The sequence below is a fragment of the Sphingobium yanoikuyae genome, assembly GCF_034424525.1.
GTDB classification, from domain to species: domain Bacteria; phylum Pseudomonadota; class Alphaproteobacteria; order Sphingomonadales; family Sphingomonadaceae; genus Sphingobium; species Sphingobium yanoikuyae.
The window spans coordinates 2,831,468-2,846,382 of record NZ_CP139979.1; the positions used below are offsets into that span (position 1 = coordinate 2,831,468).

At 66.2% G+C, this 14,915-nt stretch carries 13 protein-coding genes; 10 read left to right on the top strand and 3 right to left on the bottom strand.

From position 1 onward, the window contains the following. Positions 1-108 precede the first annotated feature (108 nt). Positions 109-1,908, top strand: a complete 1,800-nt coding sequence (locus U0025_RS13055) for an FAD-dependent oxidoreductase (protein WP_254792240.1) — start codon at positions 109-111, stop codon at positions 1,906-1,908. Between the two features lie 116 nt (positions 1,909-2,024). On the opposite strand, the gene U0025_RS13060 is transcribed toward U0025_RS13055, so the two are convergent. Further along, a complete protein-coding gene (locus U0025_RS13060) occupies positions 2,025-2,249 on the bottom strand; it encodes a hypothetical protein (protein WP_004207829.1) in 225 nt (74 codons plus the stop codon). A gap of 317 nt (positions 2,250-2,566) precedes the next feature. Here U0025_RS13060 and U0025_RS13065 point away from each other — a divergent pair, with 317 nt between their 5' ends. The 4 genes from U0025_RS13065 to U0025_RS13080 all read left to right on the top strand — a co-directional run bounded on the left by U0025_RS13065 (position 2,567) and on the right by U0025_RS13080 (position 6,218). After that, positions 2,567-2,752 (top strand): hypothetical protein, encoded by a 186-nt coding sequence (locus U0025_RS13065; protein ID WP_037490333.1) that lies wholly within the window; start codon positions 2,567-2,569, stop codon positions 2,750-2,752. A gap of 358 nt (positions 2,753-3,110) precedes the next feature. Then, entirely contained in the window at positions 3,111-4,037 is a 927-nt protein-coding gene (locus tag U0025_RS13070) for a hypothetical protein (protein ID WP_004207830.1), read from the top strand. Between the two features lie 158 nt (positions 4,038-4,195). After that, positions 4,196-4,720: a tetratricopeptide repeat protein gene (locus tag U0025_RS13075; RefSeq protein ID WP_004207831.1), complete on the top strand. Its 525-nt coding sequence runs from the start codon at positions 4,196-4,198 to the stop codon at positions 4,718-4,720. Positions 4,721-5,000: 280 nt separating this feature from the next. After that, positions 5,001-6,218, top strand: a complete 1,218-nt coding sequence (locus U0025_RS13080) for a calcium-binding protein (protein ID WP_004207832.1) — start codon at positions 5,001-5,003, stop codon at positions 6,216-6,218. 577 nt (positions 6,219-6,795) lie between these two features. On the opposite strand, the gene U0025_RS13085 is transcribed toward U0025_RS13080, so the two are convergent. Next, entirely contained in the window at positions 6,796-8,394 is a 1,599-nt protein-coding gene (locus tag U0025_RS13085; protein ID WP_004207834.1) for a M28 family metallopeptidase, read from the bottom strand. Between the two features lie 108 nt (positions 8,395-8,502). Between U0025_RS13085 and U0025_RS13090 the strand changes: the two genes are divergently transcribed. The 4 genes from U0025_RS13090 to U0025_RS13105 all read left to right on the top strand — a co-directional run bounded on the left by U0025_RS13090 (position 8,503) and on the right by U0025_RS13105 (position 12,228). Beyond that, positions 8,503-9,297: a head GIN domain-containing protein gene (locus U0025_RS13090; protein WP_037490337.1), complete on the top strand. Its 795-nt coding sequence runs from the start codon at positions 8,503-8,505 to the stop codon at positions 9,295-9,297. Then, a complete protein-coding gene (locus tag U0025_RS13095) occupies positions 9,249-9,980 on the top strand; it encodes a GIN domain-containing protein (RefSeq protein WP_004207836.1) in 732 nt (243 codons plus the stop codon). Before U0025_RS13090 ends, U0025_RS13095 begins: the two co-directional genes overlap by 49 nt. A 105-nt stretch (positions 9,981-10,085) precedes the next feature. Then, the gene (locus U0025_RS13100; RefSeq protein WP_004207837.1) at positions 10,086-11,357 is read left to right on the top strand and encodes an ammonium transporter; all 1,272 of its coding nucleotides are present in this window, start codon (positions 10,086-10,088) and stop codon (positions 11,355-11,357) included. Between the two features lie 7 nt (positions 11,358-11,364). Continuing rightward, positions 11,365-12,228 carry a glycosyltransferase family 2 protein gene (locus U0025_RS13105; protein WP_004207838.1) on the top strand — a complete coding sequence of 288 codons (864 nt, stop codon included), beginning with the start codon at positions 11,365-11,367 and terminating at the stop codon, positions 12,226-12,228. Positions 12,229-12,277: 49 nt separating this feature from the next. Here U0025_RS13105 and U0025_RS13110 read toward each other — a convergent pair whose 3' ends face one another. Further along, positions 12,278-13,609: an MFS transporter gene (locus U0025_RS13110; protein ID WP_004207839.1), complete on the bottom strand. Its 1,332-nt coding sequence runs from the start codon at positions 13,607-13,609 to the stop codon at positions 12,278-12,280. A gap of 187 nt (positions 13,610-13,796) precedes the next feature. Here U0025_RS13110 and cyoA point away from each other — a divergent pair, with 187 nt between their 5' ends. After that, complete coding sequence (gene cyoA, locus U0025_RS13115; protein ID WP_004207840.1) at positions 13,797-14,912, top strand: ubiquinol oxidase subunit II; 1,116 nt, start codon at positions 13,797-13,799, stop codon at positions 14,910-14,912. Positions 14,913-14,915: the final 3 nt, after the last annotated feature.

Genomic DNA, 14,915 nt, shown 5'->3' on the forward strand with positions numbered 1-14,915 from the left:
CTGCCCTGCCCGCCCCTGACCGCGCAATCCATTAGGTGTTCGACCGGAATTTCCACGCCCCCGCAAATCGGAAAGCCTTTGCAGGGGCAATCCGGGATGGGGGCGGTCATGGACAGACGCGCGTTTCTGGCAACGATGGCGGGCGCAGCGGGTGCAGCCGGCCTGGTCAGCTGCCATCAGGCCAGCGGCAAGCCGGCCGCCCTCATCCATCCGCGCCGCACCGCGCTCGCCGGGGAGGCCTGGGCCGATGCCGATGTCGTCGTCTATGGCGCCACCCCCGCCGGCGTCATCGCCGCGGTCAGCGCCGCCAATCTGGGCGCTTCGGCGGTGCTGATCGGCGGCTGGCGCGAAATCCAGCCCGGCGGCATGCTGGCCGGCGGGCTCAGCTGGACCGACATACGCGATATCGATGCAGTCGGCGGCTATGCCCGCACCACCATGGCCACGCTGGCGGCGTCCGGCGGCATGCCGGGCAATCGCTACGCCTTCGACCCGGCCGTTGCCGCCCCCTATTTCCGCGACCTGCTCGATGCCGCCGGGGTGCCGGTCCTCTGGTCGGACGGGGTCGAGACCGTCGACCGGACCGATCGCGCCATCCGCGAGATCATCACCCGCTCGGGCGTGCGCGCCCATGGCCGCATCTTCATCGACGCCTCCTATGAAGGCGACCTGATGGCCCGCGCCGGCATCAGCACCAGGGTCGGGCGCGAAGCCGCCGACCGGGCCAATCCCTATAATGGCTATCGCGGGTCACGCTATGAGCTGCTGACCCGCACCGATCCGCCGCAAAAGGACAATATCCTGCCGATCGACCCTTTCGCCGACCAGCCGTCGGGCCGCCTGATCGCCGGGGTCGATGCCGCGCCGAACCGGCCGGTCGGCGCCGCCGACGATGGCGTGCAGGCCTATTGCTTCCGCCTGACCATGACCGATCGGCCCGAACTGCGGCTCGACCTGCCCGCCACCGCGCCCGATGGCTATCGCGAGGCCGACTATGAACTGCTGTTCCGCGATTTCGATCGGCGCCGGCGCGCTGGCCAGCTCTATGGCCGGGACTGGCATTTCGCCCGCGATCTGGTGAAGGCGGACGAGGTCGCGCCGGGCATCTACGACATCAACAATCGCGGCACCATGTCGCTCGACGCGGTCGGCCTCAACCGCGCCTATCCGGCGGCCGACTATGATGCGCGCGAACGCATATGGAAGGCGCATGAAAATTATATTCGCGGCTGGTTCCACGCCATGGCCCATGGCCGCGATCCCCGCATTCCCGCCGGGCTGCAACGCGATGTGCGCAACTGGGGCCTGGTGCGCGGCCGCCACACCGATTGCCATCCCGCCGACACGCCCGGCTGGTCGCCCCAGCTCTATGTGCGCGAGGCGCGGCGGCTGGACAATGGCCTTGCCTGGTCGGGCCGGGACGTGTCGGATATTGATGGCGTGCCCCCGCGCCTCCCCTCGATCGTCGCCATGGCCTCCTACTGGCAGGACAGCCACGCCGCCAGCCGCATCGCGGTCCGGGACGAACGGGGGCAATGGGGCATCGTCAACGAAGGCCATTTCATGCTGCCCGCCGGCGGCAAATATCAGCGCTCGCCGCTGCCCTTCGAACTGATGGTGCCGCATCGCGACCAGTGCACCAACCTCATGGTGCCCTTCTGCGTCGCGGCGACCCACCAGGCCTTCTCCACCATCCGCATGGAGCCGACCTCGATGGCACTGGGCGAAGCGGCCGGCACCGCCGCCGCCCTGGCCGTGATCGACCGCGACCGGGTCGATATCCAGGATGTCGACACCTATCGGCTGCAACAGATGATCGTCGCCAATGGCGGCGTGATCCAGGGCGTGACCAACTGGGAATTGCTGCAGAGGAAGCTGAAGCACCGCCTCGACCGCCTGCGCGGCTGACGCCCCTCAGAAACAGGCGCCCATCCGGCACAGGCCGCCCGTCAGCGCAACGATGATCCGAACGCGCCACGCACGACGCGGGCCACGATCACAGCGTCACGATCACAGCGCCAAAATCACAGGGCCATATCCATGCCCAGCATCCGCGCCAGCATGAAGGTGAGGGACAGGAGGCCCACCAGCGCAAGCAGCAGGGCCAGGCTGATCTTGCCGACCGCGCTCAGCACCGCCCCCTTCTGCGCCTTCCTGTCCTGTTCATAATGCCATCGGACGGCAAAGAACATGCCCGCCCCCAGCACGACGACCTTGAACAGGATGAAAACAACAGGAAACCAGTCCATGATCTTGAACACATCCGGGCCAACAAGAAACCATGTTCTTCAGGATCGCCGCGACGGCAATCGAACGCCCCCTCCTATGTCGGGAACAGGGGGATGACCATGGGACATTATGCCCGCCCCGGACAGGCTCCGGCCATGCACTGCCATCGGTTTATTCGATCGCCGCTCAGAAAAGCTGCCCTCGCCGTTCCGTCATCCCGCACTTGATCCGGGATGACGCCCATGGAGATTGGCAGGTTTCGACCAATGTTTGCCTTTCGCTTGTCTGATGTTGCTTGCCAATTGCGGACATTACCCGTTGTGATATTTTCAGTTCTATGAAAGCACGCGATAAGAAGCAGCGACTGACCGAAGCGACTGCCCACTACCTCCGGCAGATCGGGCGGAAGGCGCAAAAAGGCGAGGAACCGAACGATCGCCGTTTTGATCACAAACTAGATGAAAAACTAAAGCGAATGCGTCCCGAAGACGTCGATGCTCTTTTTCGTGACGAAGATGGCTAGGGAGACGGCTCGCTGCTCGCCACCCGTCCAAGTCAACCGCCAACAACGATCAGAAGCGGACGTTTCCTGCTCCCCTCCCTTCCAGGGAGGGGCCGGGGGTGGGTGCGCCGCGTAGCGGCGGTCTACGGTCGATAGGGCAGAAGCTCGCTGCGCTCGCAACCCACCCCAACCCCTCCCTGGAAGGGAGGGGCTATGCCTTGTTTCCACCCAAAGCTGCCGCCCCACCCCAGTTCGCAGCCCCCTCGCCACGTCCTCTTCGCGAAGCAGGCGCAATGCCGGCCCCTCTGGCCGCGCCCCGGCTTTTCGCCTATTCTTCGCCATGGGCGCGCACGCGTGACGCCCCATGGCGGGAGAATTCATGGCAGGGCATTGGGCATTCCCCTCATTCTCGCTGCGCTGCGGCCTGTCGCTCGCCCTGCTGGCCGCCATCCCGGCCCGGTCGCAGGACCATCCGTCCGCGCCGGTCGCCGCCTCCCCCGCCGACAATGAGATCGTCGTCATCGCCCGCAAGATGCGCCAGGTGAAGATCGATTATGCCGCGTTCGGCACCGACCTGCGCCAATGCGTCATCACCCGTTCCAGCGGCGACGCCCGGATCGACCGGATCATGTGCGCGATGCTCAGCGCCTGCGTGCGCGAAGGCGTCAGTGATCCGGCCGGTGGCAAGGCCTGCATCAATGCCAAGATCGCCAGTTTCGAGGATGAGGTCGTGCCGGTGCCTGCGCCCCCGCCCGCGCCGGCCGTCGTCGCCGCCATGGCCGGCCCGCCTCCAGCCGCCCCGTCCCCGACCTCGCCAGACCAGCCGCCCGCCCCGCCAAAGGGGCCGCCGATCGTCGTCACCGGCCGCCCCAACCCGATCCTCGCGGGCCAATGGGCGTTCAGCCAGCATCAGACCGTGATCCGCGATTTCAGCACCCGCACCCTGCCGATCCGCACCTGGAACCTGTGCATCCCCGACGGCACGATCGACGCGACGATCGAAACCATGCTGGACGACAGTTTCGCCGGCCCCGGCACGTCCAGCTATTGCCGGCAATGGAAACTGGACGGCGACGGTGCCGCCATACACGGCAATCAGCGCTGCTGGCTCGGGCCGGGGGTGCGGATGCAGGGCAAGCTGGAAGGCGCAATCGGCCCGCGCAGTGTCGAGATAAAACGCAACATCCGCCTGTTCGAGGTCAATAGCGCGCCCGCCCGCGATCTGGGCAGCCCCATGGGTGGCGACGCAGAATTTCTCATGTCGATCACCGGCACCCGCGTCGGCAATTGCAGGCCCCGGCGCTGAGCGCGGCTCGGTGTCGAGCCGATAGCCATGTGGCTGGAGAAGGCATCGGATATCGAACAATTGGCCCGGATTGCCGGCAACAGTTCCGAATTGAAACCAAAATTGACAGGGCCCTGCTGTCACCATAACCTCCTTTCGTCTAGCGAAGGAGTGCCCCGATGCGTTTCGCGTTTCTTCTACCGGTAATCGCTTCCGTACTCGCCGCCCCGGCGACAGCCCAGTCGCCCGATCAGGCCCGCTCTTACGAAGGGCTCCGTCCCAGCTGGGACAATCTCTACAACGTCGATTCGGGCGTCTATGGGGATTTTCGATCGCCGCAATATGGCCAGGTCCGCCATTTGATGCAGCAAGGCCATTATGCCCAGGCCGACAAGGCGCTGGACAGGATCATGAGCGGATCGAACGATCTTGAGGCGCGCTTCCTGAAAGGGGTGACGGCGCTGGCGCTCAACAATCCCGAAGGCGCACGGCGCTATTTCGAACGGGCATTGCCCCATGGGCGCAGCGGCCATCCCGGCGCCATGTCGGGCCTGGCGCTGGCCGAAATCCGCCTCGGCAATCCCGATGCAGCGCGCGACCTGCTCCAGAAGCTGGAATATCAGAAGGGGAAATGCGCCGCCAACTGCGATCGGGCGCAGGCCATCGATCAGGCCATTGGTGTCGTGACCAAGGCGCTAGGCTGACCAGCAGGCCCGGCAACCATTCCCTGCCGGGCCAGTCGTGACTAGGGCGCCTCCATGGATGGCGACATGGAATTTCTCATGTCGATCACCGGCGCCCGCGTCGGCAATTGCAGGCCCCGGCGCTAGCCACGCCAGACCACGCCAGCACCATAGGGCAAGCCCTGCGCAATTGGCCGCCATGCTTTCCAAGCCCGGCGGATCGATATAATATCGCGCGCACAAATCCGCCGTCCCGTCATCGGTCCCGCGCCAATATGGGACTGGAGAAGGATCGACCGTCATGGCCAATCGCTACGGAACCAAGAATAACAATATTCTGAGCGGCACCACCGGTCGCGACCGGATCGTCGGGCGCGGCGGCAATGACATTCTCTATGGCCGCGGCGGCCGGGACGTACTGCTCGGCGGATCGGGTGGAGACCGCATCCATCTCGGCATTGCCAGCCGCTATTCGGACGTGTTCGGCAGCCGGATCGACGGTGGCGAGGGCACCGACCTCGCTTATCTCTACCTCAGCGAAATGACGCAGAAGCTGAAGATCCTGCCCAATTTCGAACGCATCACCGCCGATGCGGGCGACGGCACAGCCCCCCGCACCCTGGTCACGATCCACGGCATCGAAGTGCTGATCGCCTATCTGGGCACGGGCGACGATTATGTCCTGCTCGGCCCTCGCGAGGCGATCATCCGGGCCGGCGATGGCAGGGACAGGCTGATCGGCGGCGACATGCACGACGATTTCAGGGGCGATGGCGGCGATGACGTGCTGTTCGGCCGGGGCGGCGGCGACAGCCTGGATGGCGGCGCGGGCACGGATCTCATCCTTGGCGGCGCCGGCGCGGACGACATTGTCGGCGCCGACGGTGCCGATCGCCTATATGGCGGCGATGATCGCGATACGCTCTCGGGTGGCAACGGCGATGATCGCATCCATGGCGATGCCGGCGATGACATACTCTATGGCGGGTCGGATGCGGACATAATGTTCGGCGATGATGGCGCCGATATCCTGTGGGGCGAATGGGGCGACGACCGGCTCTATGGCGGCAGCGGCAATGACCAACTCGATGGCGGTGAAGGCCGCGACATAGTGGACGGAGGCGCCGGGGACGATGCCGTCGCCGGCGGCGCGGGCAATGACAGGATCTATGGCGGCCTCGGCGCCGATCGCCTGCTCGGCGGCGCCGGCAAGGATCGCTTTGTCTGGCGCGACCTGGCCGAAGGCGGCGATACCGTCCGCGATTTCGAACAGGGCGTGGATCGGCTGGTCGTGGCCGGCCGCGCCGTTGGTGGCCTGACCAGCGTGGACGACAGCAATTTTTCCAGCAATGCCAACGGCGTGGCAATCGATGCCAATGATCGATTCCTCTATGCGCAGGACAGCAGGATGCTGTTCTTCGATCCCGATGGCAACGGCGCGGCCCCCGCCATGCTGATTGCCCAAATTCAGTTCAGCGTCGGCATCCAGCTTTACGCCAGCGACATCGTCATTGGATGAAGCCGGCGTCGCGCAGGCGCACCCGCCAGCAAAGTCAAACCCATAACCAATCGATTATCTTATTTCGTCCATCTGTTCCCTGGCAGCTTTGGCTTCGGCGCAAAATAACTTCGCCTCCCGGCAGCGCCGCTCCATCTTCTCGACGGCCGCCTTCCATTGCTGCAGGACATAGGGGTCTCCCGCGATCGAGGGAGAGATTATCCGTCGGCCCGATGGCGGCGATGCCGGCCCGCCCGACGGCACGGCAGAAGGCGGCGTCTCCTGCCGATGCGCCGCGCGCTGCGACACCCCTAGGGCCGGTCGACATTCAGATGATGACGTGACGAAAATGGTGGTTTTCCGTGACCCTTGAAACGAGTCACGTGCCTCGTTTCAACGCAGCGTACTTAAAGTACGTGAGCACCGGAAGCGCGGAAGGCCGCCATTTGCAGGCCGTCAGGGCTGAATGTCGACCGGCCCTATGCCCAGCAGGAAAAAGCCCGCCGCCCCCAGCACCAGCCCGCATCCGGTCAGCATGCGCCTGGCCTGGCTCATGATCGTCCCCGCCGCTCGCCCTGCGCCCTATTTCACGAACCGCCTATTTCACGAACCGCTTGAAGAAGCTGTCGCTGTTCCAGCTCGGCCGTGTTTCCGCATTGGCGACCCGCAGCGTCACCGCGGTCACATAATCGTTCAGCTTCGCCGTCTCGGCCGGCATCACCGGCTGGTTCGCGTCGTCGAAGGGCGAATGATAGATGTTCGCGCGCCACGCCTTCTCCACCGTCGCTTCCGGCGTCCCGGCCTTGAAGCCATATTTGAAGAACAGCGCCGGTATCCCCTCGCGGATGAAGGCATATTGGTCGGACCGGATGAAGACGTTGCGGTCGGGGAAGGGATCGGGCGTGATCGGCAGGCCCATCGCGTCGCTCACCGCCGCCGCATCCTGGCCCAGGCTGCTCTGGTCATAGCCGACCGGGGTCACGCTGGTCAGCTTGAAGATCGGCAGCGCCATGTCGAAATTGAGGTCGGCGACGATGCTCTTGCTCGGCACCGTCGGCCGCCGCGCGAAATAGCGCGATCCCAGCAGGCCCTTTTCCTCGCCGGTGACGATGGTGAACAGGATGGATCGTTTCGGCTTCACCTTGCCAGCCTTCAACGCCTTGGCGATCTCGATCAGGCTGGCGACGCCCGACGCATTGTCCAGCGCCCCATTATAGATGGCGTCGCCCTTGATCGGCGTGCCGACGCCATAGCCGTCCAGATGCGCCGACAGCACGACATAGTCCTTGGCCAGCTTGGGGTCGCTGCCCGGCATCACCGCCACCAGATTGGGCGAGGACAAGGTCACCCGCTTGGCCGCGACCGCGGCCTTGAGCCGCAGCGTCAACGGGAAGCTGGCAACCGGCTTCGACGCATCGGCCGCCGCCGCGATCGCCGCGAAATCCTGGCCGCTGCCGGCGAACAGGTCGGCCGACCGAGCCGGATCGAACTGGGCATTGAGGAAGGGCGTCTGCGTGTCGCGCATCGCCACATCCTCATAATAGACCGCCGGCGCGCTCGCCAGCGCCTTGCGCCGGTCCCAGGGAATCTCGACCTGCCCCGGCGTCACCAGGCTGATCATGCCGACCGCCCCCTGCGCCGCCAGCCAGTGGCCCCGTTCCGATCGGGCATGGGATTTGAGCGCGCCGCTGATCTCCGCCGGCCCGCCCGAAACGACCACCACGATCTTGCCTTTCAGGTCCAGCCCGGCAAAATCGTCATGGCCCACTTCGGGCAGATGCAGGCCATAGCCGGCAAACACCATCGGCGCGTCGATCGCGCCGGGCACCGGGCCGCCGCTGCCGGAAAAGATGATGTCGCCCGGCACCGCCAGCGCCGTCTCGCCACGCGCGCCGACCAGGCTCGCCCTGCTCTCGCCCGACAGCACCGTCTGCTCGACAAAGGCGATCGGCTGCTTGTAGCCCTCGACCCCGGCGGGTTTCAGCCCCAATGCCTGAAACTGGCCGATCACATAGTCGGCCGCCTTGTCATAGCCCGGCGTGCCGGTGCCGCGCCCCTGCATGTCGTCCGCCGCCAATATCTGGACATGGCGCCACCATGTCGCGCCGCGCGCCGCCAGATCATTCTCAGCCGGCGCGGCGCTGGCCGCCGCTCCCATCATCGCGACCAGCGGCAGGGCGGAAAACAGCTTGCGCATCGGTGGAATACCCTTCTTTTATCCTGCAGATATCATGCCTTATCCTGCCCGACGAACAAGGGGGCTTGGAACCGCCACGGCAAGAGTGTATTGTAAAGATAATACAGCATGGAGATAATGATGCCGCGCCTGCCCCTGTCCCATCACCTGCCCCGTCACCTGACCCTCGCCACCCTGCTCGCCATCGGCCTTGCCACCAGCGCCTGCTCGCGCGGCAACGATCATCAGTCCGGCGGTGGCAACGGCGAATCCCCGGCCGCCGCCAGCACCCCGCAGGACTGGGCAAAGCTCAGCCAGTTCAGCCGCATCGACGTGACCGGACCTGACAATGTCGTCGTCACCATTGGCCCCAAATTCTCGGTCACCGCCGATGGCGATCCCAAGTCGGTCGCCCTGCTCGACATCCGGGTGAAGGCCGACACGCTCCAGATCGGCCGCAAGTCCGAAGGCATGTGGAACAAGGTCGACGGCGGCAAGGGCGCGACGATCCATGTCACCCTGCCCGCGATCCGCGCGATCGACGTCACCGGCTCGGGCGACTTCACCCTCGACAAGGCGGAAGGCGGCGACCTGGCCCTCTCGCTCACCGGTTCGGGTGACCTCGACATCGGCCAGGTGAAGCTTGGCAGCCTCAAGGCGGAAATCACCGGATCGGGCAGCATCACCCTCGCCGGCACCGCCGATCAGGGCGAATTGTCGATCACCGGCACCGGCGACATCGACGCCGCCGGGCTGAAGCTCGGCCGCGCCGAAGCCGATATCATGGGCACCGGCGACATGGACTTTGCCTCCGACGGTCCGGTCGCTATCAAGATCATGGGCACTGGCGACGTCAAGGTGAAGGGCAAGGCGCAATGCACGACGAACACGATGGGACCGGGCGAGGCGCATTGCGGCCCCTGATTCTGGCAACGGCGGCGGCACTGGCCGGGGCTTCCCCCGCCGGCGCCGCCACCCGCGGCTATACCATCACCAGCTTCGACCAGATCCGCGTCGACGCCCCGGTCACGGTCATCATCACCACCGGCACCGGCGTCTCGGCACGGGCGGAGGGGGACCAGCGCGCGCTCGACCGGCTGCGCGTCGATGTCTCGGGCCGCCTCGCCATCATCTCGATGGAACGGCCCGAACCGGGCGAAAAGGGTCTCGGCCCCGCGACCATCCGCCTCTCCACCGGCGAAGTGAACCGCGTCGTCCTGACCGGCGGCGGCGCCGTCGCGGTCAGCGCGATGAAGGGCCTCAATGGCGAGATCGTCCAGGGCGGCAATGGCGATGTCAGCGTCGCCTCGCTCCAGCTCGACAATCTCCAGGTCACGCTCGCCGGCGGCGGCCGCACCACGCTCGCCGGCACCGCCGGCGTCGCCAATCTGCGCATCAGCGGCCCCGGCGCGATCGTCGCGGACCATCTGGTCGCGCGCCAGGCCGCGATCCTCAACGACGGCTCGGGCAATGTCGCCCTCACCGCCAACGGCCCGGTCAGCATCCGCTCGACCGGATCAGGCGATGTCAGCGTCGCCGGCAAGCCGATCTGCACCGTCGAAAATGAAGGCACCGGCCGCATCCAGTGCGGCACCGAGGGCTTCTGAACGGCGCGGCGGCGGATCACCGCGCCGGAACATTGCCATGCTTATGGAAGTCTTTACCCTGCCCGCGCTAGTCAGGGCGACCTGACCCCAACCGGACCTTCCTCCATGCGCCCAGCCCTTGCCCTGCCCGTCCTTGCCGCCCTGTTGCTGGCCCAGCCGGCCACGGCCCAGGTGGCGGCACCCGACAGCGGCGACACCGGCTGGATGATCGCCTGCGCCCTGTTGCTGCTGCTCGCCGCGCTGCCGGGCCTGATGCTGCGTCATGCGGGGCTCGCCAATGTCCGCCACGGGCTTGCCGCCATGGCCCAGACGCTGGTCGCCGCCGCGACGATCCTGCTCGGCTGGGGCCTTGCCGGCTACAGCCTTGCCTATGCGCCGGGCAGCGAATGGCTGGGCGGCGGCAGCAATCTGCTGCTCGCCAATCTCGCCCCGCTGCGCGACGGCCTCACCGTGCCCGAATCCGCCTTCGTCCTGTTCCAGATGGGCTTTGCCGTGCTGGCCGGCGCCATCGCCGTCGGCGCGATCGCCGGCCGCGCCCGCCTGGGCTGGGTCGCCGCCTTCGCGCCGCTCTGGCTGCTGCTGGTCTTCGCCCCGATCGTCCACTGGATGTGGGGCGGCGGCTGGCTGGCGCAGCTTGGCGCGATGGACTTTGCCGGCGGCCTGGTCGTCCATGTCCTCGCCGGCTTCTCCGCCCTTGCTCTGGCCCTCGTCGCCGGGCGCCCCCGCGATGCCCAGGGTGGCGGCCATGCCCATATCCTCGCCATCGCCGGCGGTGCGCTCTTCTGGGTCGGCTATGCCGGTGCGGTCGGCGGCTGGGCGCTGGGCGCCACCGACGATGCCGCCACCGCCATCCTCAACCTCTTCTTCGCCGCCTGCGCCGCCAGCCTCGGCTGGGCACTGGTCGACCGGCTGCTCGGCGCCCATGCCAGCGCCACCGGCCTGCTGTCCGGCGCCATTGCCGGCCTCGCCGCCATTTCCGCATCGGCCGCCCTGGTCGGCACCGGCGGGGCGATGCTGATCGGCCTCGCCGCCGCGATCATCGCCCGCATCGGCGCCGGTTTCGCCAGCGCCTGGATCGACGATCCCGCCCATATCTTCGCCGTCCATGGCCTGGGCGGCGCGACGGGCGCGCTGCTGCTGCCTTTGTTCGTGCTGCCGCTGCTCGGCGGGGTCGGGTTCGACGCCGGCATCACCGCCACCGCCAGCCTGCTCGCCCAGGCGATCGGCCTGGTCGTGATTGCGCTGTGGGCGCTGGTCGGCACCGCCATCGCCGCGCTGATCGTCTCGATCCTGGTCCCGCTGCGCGCCACGCCCCAAGCCGAAGCCGATGGCCCGGATGCTGTCGAGCATGGCCAGCAGGGCTGGGACTTCCGCTGATCCCGCCATGGCCGTCGCCGTCGCCATCTTCGCCCATCAGGAGGAACGCCGGATCGCCGGCTGCCTCGGCTCGCTGCCGCTCGACCGCCCGGACACCATCTTCCATGTGCTGGTGAACGGCACCACCGACCGCACCGTGGCGCGTGCCCGCGCCGCCGCCGCCGGCCGCGCCCATGTGATCGTCCATGACATCGCCGCCGGCGGCAAGTCGCGCACCTGGAACCATTTCGTCCACCACCTGCTCACCGACACGGAGGACGCCGTCATCTTCCTCGACGGCGATGCCCAGATCGCGCCCGGATCGATCGACGCGCTGGTGGCCGACCTTGCCGCCCACCCGCAGGCCAACGCCGCCGCCGGCATGCCGGTCAATGGTCGCGAAGTGGAAACCTATCGCCGCAACCTGCGGATCGAGCGCGGCATCTTCGGCGATCTCTATGCCCTGTCCGGCCGCTTCGTCGCCGCCATCCGGGCGAGTGGCCTGCGCCTGCCCGACGATCTGGTCGGCGACGACGGGCTGGTTGCCTCCTGGGCGCATACCGATCTGGCAAGCGATGCCGACTGGCAATTGGAGCGGGTGCTGGCCTGCGAGGGCGCGGGCTTCGCCTGCGAACCGGTCGGCCTCACCCGGCCGCTGACCTGGCGGATGCATTACAAGCGGCTGATCAACTATTCGGTCCGCTATTATCAAAACCGCATCGTCTCCGACATCATGAGCCGGGTCGGTCCCGCCGGCCTGCCGCGCGAACTGGTCAGCCTCTATCCCGACTGGCTGCCGCGCTGGCGCCCCCGTCCCGGCCCGATCGGCTGGTTCGACCGCAAGGGCCTCGCCCGGATGAAGGCACGGGTCGCCGCCACAAAAAAAGCGTGACCGGCCGGGCCGATCACGCTTCCCGTTTTGCCAAGGCCGTCGGCCGGGATCAGCGATCCCGCGCCGCCAGTTCCTTGTTGACGTAGAGCGCCACCATCGTCGCAATCGCGCCCGACAGCAGGTAGATGCCCGACGCGGCCAGGCCGAACTTCACCGACAGCAGCAGCGCCAGCAGCGGCGCAAAGCCGGCACCGACCAGCCAGGCCAGATCCGACGTCAGCGCCGAACTGGTATAGCGCGCCTCGGTCGCGAAGTTGGAGGCGACCACGCCCGACGACTGGCCAAAGGCCAGGCCCAGCAGCATGAAGCCCAGGATCATGAAGGCGACCTCGCCCAGATCCCCGCCATTGAGCAGCAGCGGCGCCACCACCGCGAAGATCGCGATGCCCAGGGCCGACCAGCCGAGCAGCGAGCGACGACCGATCTGGTCGGCGATGAAGCCCGACACCACGATCGCCAGCAGGCCGACCGATGCGCCGATCATCTCGATCACCAGGAAGCGATCGATCGGCTGATCGGTGAACAGCACCACCCAGCTGAGCGGAAACACCGTGACCATATGGAACAGGGCAAAGCTCGCCAGCGGCGCGAACGCACCGATGATGATGTTGCGCCCTTCCGCCTTGACCGTCGGCAGCACCTGCGACGGCACCAGATCCTTCTGCTCGAACAAACGCTCGAACTCATGCGTCACCACGATGCGCAGCCGGGCGAACAGCGCCACGACGTTGATCGCGAAGGCGACGAAGAAGGGATAGCGCCAGCCCCAGTCGAGGAAGTCCGCTTCCGACAGCGTCAGCAGGAAGAAGGCGAACAGGCCGCTCGCCACCAGCAGCGCCAGCGGCGCGCCGAGCTGCGGCACCATCGCATACCAGCCACGCTGGTGCGGCGGCGCGTTGAGCGACAGCAGCGACGCCAGGCCATCCCATGTCCCGCCCAGCGCAATGCCCTGCGCCGCGCGCAGGATCACCAGAACGACAGCGGCATAGTGGCCAATCGTCGCATAACCGGGCATAAAGGCGATCGCCGCGGTCGACCCGCCCAGCAGGAACAGGGCCGCCGTCAATTTGGTCCCGCGGCCATAGCGCCGGTCGATCGCCATGAAGATCAGCGACCCGATCGGACGCGTGATGAAGGCGACGGCGAAGATCGCGAAGGAATAGAGCGTGCCCGTCAGGGCATCGACATAGGGAAAGACCAGGTTCGGAAAAACGATAACCGAAGCAATGGCGTAAACGAAGAAGTCGAAAAATTCGGAGGTGCGGCCAATGATCACACCAATGGAGATGTCTCCCGGTGCAATGCTGTGGTCGCGTGCATTGATTTTGCGCGCATCATCCTCAAGCGAACTGGAGGTGAAGGCAATGGCCTGTGAAGTCATAGGCATCCGCTCCCTGGCTGGGCCGACGGTGCCTGTTTTGGGTCTCCCGACGGCCAGAGAATGGCAACATAACAGAAAACCCACAGAGTCTAAGCAGTATCCCACATGTGAAACATTTTTTGCGTCCGCACATAATTGGACAAATTGCCCACTATCGCATGGCGTGCGGAATCGGTAACCGCGCGCCATGTCACACCCTCTCTCACCCAACTGGAGCCGGCTTCTGCGCTGGTCCTCCGCGATCCTTGCGGCGCCGCTGGCGGGCTGCAACTGGGTCGTGATGAACCCGTCGGGCGACATTGCGGTGCAGCAGCGCGATCTGATCCTGATCTCGACCGCGCTGATGCTCCTCATTGTCATCCCCGTCATGGCACTGGTCGTCTATTTCGCCTGGCGTTACCGCGCCGCGAACAAGGCGGTCGAAAAGGAATATGACCCCGACTGGGATCATTCCACCAAGCTGGAGCTGCTGATCTGGTCGGCCCCGCTTCTCATCATCATCTGCCTGGGCGCGCTGACCTGGGTGAGCACCCACAAGCTGGACCCCTATCGTCCGCTCGACCGCATCGACGCGCAGACCGCGATCGACCCCAAGGTCAAGCCGCTGGTCGTCCAGGTCGTGGCGCTCGACTGGAAATGGCTCTTCATCTATCCCGAACAGGGTATCGCCACCGTCAATGAAATGGCGCTGCCGACCAATGTTCCGGTCCGTTTCGACATCACTGCCTCGACCGTGATGAACAGCTTCTACATCCCTGAACTCGCCGGCCAGATCTATGCGATGCCCGGCATGAAGACGCAGCTCCACGCCGTCGCCAACAAGTCGGTCACCGGCACCGGCTTCTCCGCCAACTATTCGGGCGCGGGCTTCACCCACATGCGCTTCGCCTACAAGGCGCTGGACCAGGCCGGCTTCGACGCCTGGGTCGCCAAGGTGAAGGCCAGCAATGCGTCGCTCGACCGCAATGTCTATCTGAACCTGGCCAAGCCCAGCGAAAAGGCGCCCGTCGCCTATTTCTCGACCGCCGATGCCAAGCTGTTCGACGCGGTCGTCAATCTCTGCCCCAAGCCCGGCCAGCGTTGCATGGGCGAGCTGATGCACATCAACCAGATGGGCGGCGCGGGCAAGGAGTCGGCCAAGGAGACCGAAGGTCTCCAGTACGACTTCCCCAACAGCCATGTGATCGACCAGACCGATCGCAACGAGGGCAAGGAAACCGCCCCCGATGCGCCCGGTGCCGAAAAGGCCCCGGCCGATCACTCCTCTCACAGCGGCGCTGACGCGCACGCGCAGCATCGGTAAGAG